Raw genomic sequence first — 9,665 nt, 5'->3', positions numbered from 1 at the left:
ACAACTTGTTTTTTAATCAAATTGTCCAAGGTGTTTGTTCATGTTTCTCGTTGTTTAATTTACAAGGTACACCGCCGGCCGCTCGTGGCTCATTCGCTTTCGCGTTTGTGTCTCTCGCAGACAGCTCCGATATAATACCATGCATACCTCCTTTTGTCAAGCGCTTTTTTCAGATTTTTCCGATTTTCTTTTTCTCCCCTGTTTTCGACCTGTTTCGTGGAATTTCCTCCGAAGCTTCCACAGGAAATTTTTTCAAGATTTTGCAAAATGCCTATTGTGTCTTGCAAAAAAATCTTGTATGATAGATTTAAACATTCGTCATGGACGAACCGCGGCGAATGCACATTGGGGTGACCCAACAATATCAAGGAGGAAAAAGGATTGAAGAAGGTACTTGCGCTGCTTCTCGTTCTCGTGCTCGCGATCGGCATGTTCGCCGCCTGCGGTACGGACAGCGGGAACAATGAGGAAACGAAGGACACCGCGAACAACGCCACGACGGAAGGCGGCAACGACGAGACGAAGCCGTCCGAAGAAAACGGCAACAACACCGAAGGCAAGACCCTGAAGGTCGGCATGATCTGCATCGGCGACGAGAACGATCAGGGCTACACCTACAACTTCTATCGCGCGAAGGACTCCGTCACGGAGAAGATGGCCGCCAAGGGCGTTACCCTTGACTGGAACATCATCACGAACATCGGCGAAGACGACGGCTGCACCGACGCCTGCGTCGAGCTGGCCGAGGCCGGCTGCGATGTCGTCATCTGCAACTCCTATGGCCACGAGCCGTACATGCTCAAGGCTGCTCCCGATTACCCCAATGTGCAGTTCATCGGCTGCACCAACCTGAACTCCCAGTTCGCCGGTCTCGACAACTGCCACAACGCCTTCGCCAACATCTATGAAGGCCGTTATGTCGCCGGTGTCGTCGCCGGTATGAAGATCAAGGAGCTCATCGACTCCGGCAAGATCACCGCTGACCAGGCCAAGATCGGCTATGTCGGCGCGTACCCGTTCGCCGAGGTCATCTCCGGCTTCACCGCTTTCTATCTGGGCGCCCGCTCCATCGTTCCTGAGGTCACGATGACGGTCAAGTACGTCTCCTCCTGGTCCGACGCTACGGCTGAGGGCAACGCCGCGCAGGCTCTGTGCGACGAAGGCTGCGTGCTCATCTCCCAGCACTCCGATAACACCACCCCGGCCACGGTCGCGCAGCAGAACGGCGTGTTCCACGTCGGCTACAACAACGACATGACCGGCATCGCTCCCGAGGCTTCCCTCATCTCCAGCCGCATCGACTGGTCCGTCTACTTCGAGTATGTGTTTGACTGCCTCGTGAACGGTGAGACCATCGCGAAGGACTGGACCGCCGGCATGAAGGACGGCGCCGTTGTCGTCACTGAGCTGAATGAAGCCATCGCCGCCGAAGGCACCGCCGAGAAGATCGCGGAAGTCGAGGCCGGTCTGGCTGACGGCAGCATCCATGTCTTCCAGGGCCCGTGGAAGGGCGAGGGCACCGCTTACGGCGCCGACGCTCCCGACACGAAGGAAATGCCCGCCGACGACTGGTTCAAGGAATCCGATATCGAGGGCGGCCAGACCTCCGCTCCGTACTTCTACTGGATCATCGAGGGCATCACCTCCGAAAACTGATCCGAAACAGCATATCGCATCGCGCAGAAGCCGGGGAGACCCGGCTTCTGTCGTTTCAGTGACGGGTTTTCAAAAAAATTGTTAGGAAAGCAAAATTTTTGTTTACTTTTGACGTAGCCTGTGCTAAACTAACTTTGAAAGTTATGCAAATTCCCCAGCAAATCCATGCAAGAAAGGATGACCGCTTTGGAGTCGAACTGCAAAATTGAACTGGTCAACGTCACAAAGCGCTTTGGCAAGGTCATTGCCAACGACAGCGTGAACCTGACCATCGAGGGCGGCAAGGTCCTGTGCCTCCTCGGAGAAAACGGGAGCGGCAAGACCACGCTGATGAACGTGCTGTCCGGTATCTATATGCCGGAGCAGGGGCACATTCTGAAAAACGGCGTGGAAATCCAGATCCGCTCCCCCAAGGATGCCTTTGCCAACGGCATCGGCATGATCCATCAGCATTTCAAGCTGGTCGATGTCCTGACGGTCACGGAGAATATCATTCTCGGTCTGAACGAAAAGGGCAAACTCAACATTCGCGCCGCAGCGCAGAAGATTGACGACATCTGCAAAAAATACGGTTTCGACCTCGATCCGATGGCAAAGATCTACGATCTTTCCGTCTCGCAGAAGCAGACCGTCGAGATCGTCAAGGTGCTGTTCCGCGGGGCTGAGATCCTGATCCTTGACGAACCGACCGCCGTTCTGACCCCGCAGGAGACAGACCGCCTGTTCCAGGTCGTGCGCAACATGCGCGCCGACGGCAAGGCCATCGTCCTCATCACCCACAAGCTGCACGAGGTGCTGTCCGTTTCGGACGAGGTCGCCGTGCTGCGCAAGGGCAAGTACATCGGCACCGTCAAGACGAGCGAGGCCACGGCCCAGTCCCTGACCGACATGATGGTCGGCCGCGCCGTCAGCCTGAACATCGACCGCCCGGACCCCGTCGACCCGAAGCCGCGGCTGAAGATCGAAGGTCTGACCTGCGTTGACAATCTCGGTGTCAAGCGTCTTGATGACGTCACATTCACCGCCATGAGCGGCGAGATCCTCGGCATCGCGGGCATTGCAGGCAGCGGCCAGCGCGAGCTGCTCGAGTGCATCACAGGCCTGTACCCCGTGGAGCACGGCACGGTCACGTTCCTGCCGGAGGGCAAGCCCGCCCAGCAGCTCATCGGCAAGACCCCGAATCAGATCCGCAAGGCAGGCGTCGCCATGGCCTTCGTGCCGGAGGATCGCCTCGGCATGGGTCTGGTCGGCAGCATGGGCATGGGCAGCAACATGATGCTGCGCAGCTGGCGCAAGGGCAAGGGCGCCTTTGTCAACCGCCGCGACCCGAACAAGCTCGCCATGGAGGTCATGGAGGAGCTGGAGGTCGTCACGCCCAGCATCTCGACGCCGGTGCGCCGTCTCTCCGGCGGCAACGTGCAGAAGGTGCTCGTCGGCCGCGAGATCGCGATGTCTCCCTCCGTCCTGCTGACGGCCTACGCCGTGCGCGGTCTGGATATCAATACGTCCTACACCATTTATAATCTTCTGACGCAGCAGAAGATGAAGGGCTCGGCCGTCGTGTTCGTCGGTGAGGACCTCGACGTGCTGCTGGAGCTGTGCGACCGCATTCTGGTCCTGTGCGGCGGCAAGGTCAGCGGCATCGTGGATGCCCGCACCGCAACGAAGGAAGAGATCGGTCTTCTTATGACCAAGGTCTGACGGGAGGGAATCAACATGAACGAAAAATCCGCACGCAAGCTCCAGCTCTCCCGCCGGATCGACGGGATACATCCCGCTGCGGCGTGGTCCATCCGCGTCGCGTCCATCGTGTTCGCCCTGATCGTCGGCGGCCTGCTGCTGCTCGCCCTCGGCTATTCCCCGCTGAAGGCCTATGGCACGATCATCGACGGCTCGCTCGGGTCGAAGACGTTCGTCCGCCAGACCATCAAGATCGCCATTCCCCTGCTCGGCTGCGCGCTGGCCATCGCCCCGTGCTTCAAGATGCACTTCTGGAACATCGGCGCAGAGGGCCAGATCACCGCAGGCGCCATCGGCGCGACGTTCTTTGCGCTGAAGTTCGGCAAGACGATGCCGCAGCTTCCGCTGCTGCTCATCATGGCCGTAGCCGCGATCCTGTGCGGCGGCCTGTGGGCCCTCATCCCCGCCTTCTTCAAGGCGAAGTGGAACACGAACGAAACGCTGTTCACCCTGATGATGAACTACATCATCATCGGTGTCGTCAAGTGGCTGCAGGGCGGCCCGTGGGAGGCCCCTCCCTCCGGCAGCCAGATGATCGCGCAGTTCGCGGGCAACGCCAAGCTGCCGTCCGTGCTCGGCGTGCACTGCGGCTGGATCATTGTACTCGTGCTGACGGTCCTGATGTTCATCTACATGCGCTACACAAAGCACGGCTACGAGATCGCCGTCATCGGCGACTCCAGCAACACCGCGCGCTATGCCGGTATGAACGTCGGCCGCATCATGATGCGCACGATGTTCCTGTCCGGCTCCATCTCCGGCCTTGTCGGCTTCATCATTGTCTCCGGTGCAAACCACACGCTTTATGACGGCGTGGCAGGCGGCGTCGGCTTCACCGCCATCTCCGTGGCATGGCTGGCTCAGCTCAATCCGTTCGCGATGATCATCATCGCCTCGATGCTCGCCGTGCTGACGAAGGGCTCCCAGACGCTCAACACCCGCATGCAGGTGCCCTCGACCATCGCGGACATCCTGACCGGCTTCATTCTGCTGTGCATGCTGGGCTGCGAGTTCTTCATCAACTACAAGATTTCCATCCGTCGGGAAAAGGAGGACTGAGGTATGGGCGCTGTTCTGACATTTCTTTCCACGCTGTTCGTTTTCTCGGTCGTCAACGGCACGCCGCTGCTCTACGGCACGCTCGGTGAGATCCTGACCGAAAAATCCGGCAATATGAACCTCGGCGTCGAGGGCATCCTGTTCATGGGCGGCGCGGCCGGCCTCGGCGGCGCGTTCTACTATGAAAAGCTCGCAGGCGCGAATGCCTCGCCGTTCGTGGCGCTGCTGCTGGCCGTGTTCTTCGCCTTCCTGGCGGGCGCGCTGGCCTCGCTGCTGTTCAGCTTCATCACCATCACCCTGCGTGCCAACCAGAACGTCACCGGCCTTGCCCTGACGATCTTCGGCACCGGCGCAGGTCAGTTCCTCGGCGAATACATGCGCGTGCAGGAGGGCTCCTACGTCTCCCTGAGCAACAATCTCAAGGCGATCTTTGTAAACTCCCCCTTCCCCGCCTTCCTGCGCAACATTCCCGTGCTCGGCCCGCTGCTGTTCCAGCACAACATCCTGACGTATTTTGCCCTTGCGCTCGCCGTCTTCCTCGCGTGGTTCCTGAACAAGACCCGCAAGGGCCTGTACCTGCGCGCCGTCGGCGAATCCCCCGCAACGGCGGACGCTGCCGGTATCAACGTCACCCGCTACAAATACCTGGCCACCGTGCTGGGCGGCGGCATCTCCGCCATCGGCGGCGTTGCCTACATCACCGGCATCGCAGGCTGCGTGTGGAACCACGAAGGCCTGTCCGGCGTCGGCTGGCTGGCCGTCGCGCTCGTCATCTTCTGCCTTTGGAAGCCGTCCGCAGCCATCTGGGGCAGCATCCTGTTCGGCTGCCTGCAGAACCTGTACCTGCGCCTGAGCATCCCGTTCATCCCCTCGCAGATCTACAAGATCCTGCCGTACATCGTCACAGTGCTCGTGCTCATCTTCAGCAGTCTGCGCAACAACCGCGAAAAGCAGCCGCCCGCCGCGCTGGGCGTCCCCTACTTCCGCGAGGAGCGCTGAGCCCCCATAAACAACCTGCGCCGCATCCCAAAGCCGGGATGCGGCGCGTTTTTTTCGTTCTTCAGGCAGCAGCGCTGCCCGATATATTATTATTGTGTCAGCCAGCAGGGTCGAAATCCGCCGGGCGCTCGGCGCGCAGGCCGAAGTGCCAGGCGATCGCGTCGGCAATGCGCTCGCAGGCGTGGCCGTCACCATAGGGGTTCACGGCATGCGCCATGCGATGGTAGGCAGCAGGATCGTCGAGCAGCGTGCAGACCTCACGGAGCACATCGTCGTGCGCAACACCCGCCAGGCGGACCGTTCCGGCCGCAACGGCCTCGGGCCGCTCCGTCTCGCGGCGGAGCACCAGCACCGGTTTGCCGAGGGCAGGCGCTTCCTCCTGCAGGCCGCCGGAGTCCGTCATAACGAAGCAGCAGCGCGCCATGAGATTATGCATCTCCTCCACGTCGACCGGGTCGATGAGGTGCACATGCGGTACACCGCCCAGCTCCTCCTGCGCGCAGGCGCGCACGGCCGGGCTGAGGTGGACGGGATAGACGATCTCGACGTCCTCATACCGCTCCGCAACGTCTCGCACGGCCCGCAGGATGTCATGCATGGGCTGGCCATAGTTCTCGCGGCGGTGGCATGTCAGAACGATAACGCGGCGGCTCTTGAAATCCAACTCGTTGAGCTCCGCCGTAGCAAAACGGTAATCCGGGCGCACCGTCGTGCGCATGGCGTCGATGACGGTGTTGCCCGTGCGGAAGATCTCGCCCTGCACGGACTCACGGCGCAGATTATCCACATTGGCCGACGTTGGCGCGAAGTGCAGCGCCGCAATATCGCTGACGAGCGTGCGGTTCATCTCCTCGGGGAAGGGGGAATACCTGTCATAGGTCCGCAGGCCCGCCTCGACATGGCCGACCGGGACCTTCTGATAGAAGGCCGCCAGCGCCCCGGCAAACGTCGTGGACGTGTCGCCGTGCACCAGGACAAGGTCCGGCTGTGCCTCCTGCAGGGCCTGCTCCATGCCGAGCAGGGCGCGCGTTGTGATGGACGACAGCGTCTGCTGCTTCTGCATGATGTTCAGGTCATACTGCGCCGTCAGGCGGAAGATCTGCATAACGGAGTCCAGCATCTCGCGGTGCTGGCCCGTAAGACAGCAGATGCTCTCAAATTCCGGCCGCTGCGCCAGCGTCTGCACCAGCGGGGCCATTTTGATCGCCTCCGGCCGCGTGCCGAAGACGGACATCACCTTAATTTTCTTCATGCGGTTCCTCCTCCGGCTTTTTCGCATTTTCTTCCGTCTTATCCGGGTGACGGTGGAAAATGACCAGCACACCGATCGCGCCCACCACGATCACGGCGCCGATGAAGATCAGGGCCTTCATCTCGCCGTCATTCGTCAGCACGACGGCCGCCATGCCGAGAATGGCCGAGAGCATATAGGCGATGGCGACGGCCTGCTTTTGGCTGAAGCCCATGTCGATCAGGCGATGGTGCACATGGCCGCGGTCGGCATGCATCGGGCTCTGGCCCTTGGAGACGCGGCGGATGACCGCGAAGCAGATATCGAAGATCGGCAGGCCAAGCACAAGGAACGGCACGGCAAACGAGATGATCGCATACATCTTGAACAGGCCGTAGATGGAGATGGACGAGAGCATAAAGCCGAGGAATGTCGAGCCGGTGTCGCCCATGAAGATCTTTGCCGGGTTGAAATTATACGGGATGAAGCCCGCGCACGCGCCAACAATGGCCGCTAGCAGGATGGCGGAGTTGTAATCCGGCACGAGCAGCGCTACGACGAGCATGGAGCCGGCCGAGATCGCAGACACACCGGCAGCAAGGCCGTCGAGACCGTCGATGAAGTTCACGGCGTTCGTGATGGCCACGATCCAGATCACGCTGACGGGATAGGAAAGCCACGTTGCCAGACGGAAGCCCATAAAATGCTCGATCCGGCAGCCGTGCAGAACGGCGATAACGGCCGCAACGATCTGCACGGCAAATTTCGGCAGGGCATTGAGCGTCAGGATATCGTCCAGAATGCCGAGCACGACGATGATCGTCGCACCGAGCAAGATGCCGCGCAGCTCACGGTCGATCCCGGCAAAGCACAGCACCGCGATAAGGAACGCGAAGAAGATGGCGAGGCCGCCCATGCGCGGGATGGGGATCTTGTGCATGCGGCGCTCGTCCTTCGGCACATCCATCGCGCCGACGCGCTGCGCCAGCCGCTTGACGAGCGGCGTGACCGCAAAGGCCAGCGCCGCCGCCACAATGAGCGACAGCAGGACCTTGACAATGAAATTCGGATCCATAATCATGTTCTGCTCCCCGGTCAGCGCGCCACGAAGCCGACCTTTTTATAAACCTTGCGCAGCGTTTTTTCCGCAACATAGGCCGCCTTCTGCGCGCCGCTCTCGCAGACGCTCTGCAGATAGGCCTTGTCGGCCAGCAGGCGCTGGCTCTCCTCGCGGATGGGCCGCAGCAGCTCCACGACGGCCTCGCCGACCGTCTTCTTGAAGTCGCCGTAGCCGCGCCCTGCAAATTCTGTCTCGATCTCGGCGAACGTCCGCCCGGTCGCAGCGGAGTAGATGGTCATCAGGTTCGAAACGCCCTTCTTGTGCTCGGGGTCATAGCGCACCTCGGACTCGCAGTCCGTGATGGCGCGCTTGAACAGGCGCATGATATCCTCCGGCTTATCCATCAGGCAGACGCGGCCGGGATCGTCGTTCTCGGACTTCGACATTTTGGCCTCGGGGTTGGCAAGGCTCATGATGCGCGCGCCGACCTTGGGGATATACGGCTCCGGCAGCTTGAACACATCGCCGTAGATGCCGTTGAACCGCTTGGCGATGTTGCGCGTCAGCTCGACGTGCTGCTTCTGATCCTCGCCCACCGGAACAAGATCCGCCTGATACAGCAGGATATCCGCCGCCATCAGCGCGGGATAGGTAAACAGGCCGCCGTTGATATTGTCGGCATTTTTCGCGCTTTTATCCTTGAACTGCGTCATGCGGCTCAGCTCGCCGAACATGGAATAGCAGTTGAGCACCCAGCCGAGCTCCGCGTGCTGATGCACATGGCTCTGGATGAACAGCACGTTCTTCTCCGGGTCCAGACCGCAGGCGATATACTGCGCCAACTGCTCCATCGTGCGGCGGCGCAGGTCGGCCGGGTTCTGCCGGACGGTAATGGCGTGAAGGTCCGCCATAAAGTAATAGCAATCGAATTCCTCTGCACGGTCGCGCCAGTTCCGGATCGCGCCGAGGTAAGAGCCGAGCGTCAGGTCGCCCGACGGCTTGATGCCGGAGAGCATACGCTTGCGCGGCGCAGTTCTTTCCGTAGTCTGTTCTGTCATAAGATCACGCCTCTTTCTCAGAAAACAGAGTTGTGCCCAAGGCACTTGATTCTATATATTCTAGCATAATTCCCGCCGATACGCAAGGCCCATGTCGTATCCTTGCGGTCCGCGTCTTTTTTTCGAAAAAAAGAAAAAAGTGCTTGACAAAAGGGCAGCCTTCTGGTATACTATGCCTTGCTGACGGACGATTAGCTCAGCTGGCTAGAGCATCCGCTTGACGTGCGGAAGGTCATAGGTTCGAGTCCTATATCGTCCACCACATATGAAAAATCCGAACTTTTTTCCAATCGGGGATGCGTTCGGATTTTTCATTTTTATCAGGGATATTACATATTGAGCCGGAAGCCCGGAGGATTTTTATGATCCTCCGGGCTTTTCTGTTTGCCTTTACACGAGATCATGATGTCATAGATGATGGAATAGGCTGCAGCATACGGAAGATCGGCTCCCAATCGCAGGCGAATCAATTAAAACTGCTGTCAGTCTGCTTGATAGCATGATTGCAAGGAAGATAGATTTGCAGAAGATGGTGCATGGAAAGAAAAAATGCCGATGAAGTGACCCGACGCAGGATTCTTTTTATATATTGATTGGATAAGTAGCACAAAACAAATGATATAGCGCTTTGATATCTTTATCCATGCAAGAAAAACAGTGCGTAAGGAGAGAATCCGGAATTTTCTTGTAATAAGCGTAGGCGATTCCGCCAGCCATGGCGGCCACGGTATCGCAATCACCGCCTATGGAAATTGCATTTAATATGGTGCTCTCATAATCGGTTCCCTTGTATTATAGAGTAGTAGTTTTTATAGCCCCTATCCAAGGGCTGTGCTACACTGTAAGGGATGCTGTGGATTGG

General features: G+C 59.2%; 9 protein-coding genes and 1 tRNA gene. 6 read left to right on the top strand and 4 right to left on the bottom strand.

What is annotated here, in order from left to right; translation table 11 throughout:
* From WMO66_RS06100 to WMO66_RS06080, 5 genes are all read left to right on the top strand, one after another.
* The coding region (locus tag WMO66_RS06100) for a hypothetical protein (RefSeq protein ID WP_349135502.1) at nt 1-302 on the top strand (302 nt) is incomplete at its 5' end.
* A 79-nt stretch (nt 303-381) separates the two neighbouring features.
* Nucleotides 382-1,656 (top strand): BMP family ABC transporter substrate-binding protein, encoded by a 1,275-nt coding sequence (locus WMO66_RS06095; RefSeq protein WP_349135500.1) that lies wholly within the window; start codon nt 382-384, stop codon nt 1,654-1,656.
* Nucleotides 1,657-1,833: 177 nt separating this feature from the next.
* The gene (locus WMO66_RS06090) at nt 1,834-3,357 is read left to right on the top strand and encodes an ABC transporter ATP-binding protein (RefSeq protein ID WP_349135499.1); all 1,524 of its coding nucleotides are present in this window, start codon (nt 1,834-1,836) and stop codon (nt 3,355-3,357) included.
* Between the two features lie 15 nt (nt 3,358-3,372).
* Nucleotides 3,373-4,455 (top strand): ABC transporter permease, encoded by a 1,083-nt coding sequence (locus WMO66_RS06085; RefSeq protein WP_349135498.1) that lies wholly within the window; start codon nt 3,373-3,375, stop codon nt 4,453-4,455.
* Nucleotides 4,456-4,458: 3 nt separating this feature from the next.
* Entirely contained in the window at nt 4,459-5,454 is a 996-nt protein-coding gene (locus WMO66_RS06080) for an ABC transporter permease (protein WP_349135497.1), read from the top strand.
* Nucleotides 5,455-5,551: 97 nt separating this feature from the next.
* Here the strand turns inward: WMO66_RS06080 and wecB are convergent, their stop codons facing one another.
* From wecB to trpS, 3 genes are read right to left on the bottom strand one after another with little or no spacing between them, the layout of a single operon-like run.
* Entirely contained in the window at nt 5,552-6,706 is a 1,155-nt protein-coding gene (wecB, locus tag WMO66_RS06075; RefSeq protein WP_349135496.1) for a non-hydrolyzing UDP-N-acetylglucosamine 2-epimerase, read from the bottom strand.
* Complete coding sequence (locus WMO66_RS06070; protein ID WP_349135495.1) at nt 6,693-7,760, bottom strand: MraY family glycosyltransferase; 1,068 nt, start codon at nt 7,758-7,760, stop codon at nt 6,693-6,695. Before WMO66_RS06070 ends, wecB begins: the two co-directional genes overlap by 14 nt.
* Nucleotides 7,761-7,780: 20 nt before the next feature.
* Nucleotides 7,781-8,803 carry a tryptophan--tRNA ligase gene (trpS, locus tag WMO66_RS06065; protein WP_349135494.1) on the bottom strand — a complete coding sequence of 341 codons (1,023 nt, stop codon included), beginning with the start codon at nt 8,801-8,803 and terminating at the stop codon, nt 7,781-7,783.
* A 185-nt stretch (nt 8,804-8,988) separates the two neighbouring features.
* On the opposite strand from trpS, the gene WMO66_RS06060 reads away from it, so the two are divergent.
* Nucleotides 8,989-9,065, top strand: a tRNA-Val gene (locus tag WMO66_RS06060).
* A gap of 320 nt (nt 9,066-9,385) precedes the next feature.
* Here the strand turns inward: WMO66_RS06060 and WMO66_RS06055 are convergent.
* Nucleotides 9,386-9,529, bottom strand: coding sequence for a hypothetical protein (locus tag WMO66_RS06055; protein ID WP_494337455.1), 144 nt, complete (start codon nt 9,527-9,529; stop codon nt 9,386-9,388).
* Between the last annotated feature and the right edge of the window lie 136 nt (nt 9,530-9,665).

Origin of the sequence: Faecousia intestinalis, assembly GCF_040096185.1 — a bacterium.
Taxonomy (GTDB): Bacteria; Bacillota; Clostridia; order Oscillospirales; family Oscillospiraceae; genus JAZOXB01.
Note: the sequence above shows the minus strand (reverse complement) of the source record. Positions and strands in the feature narration are given on the sequence as shown.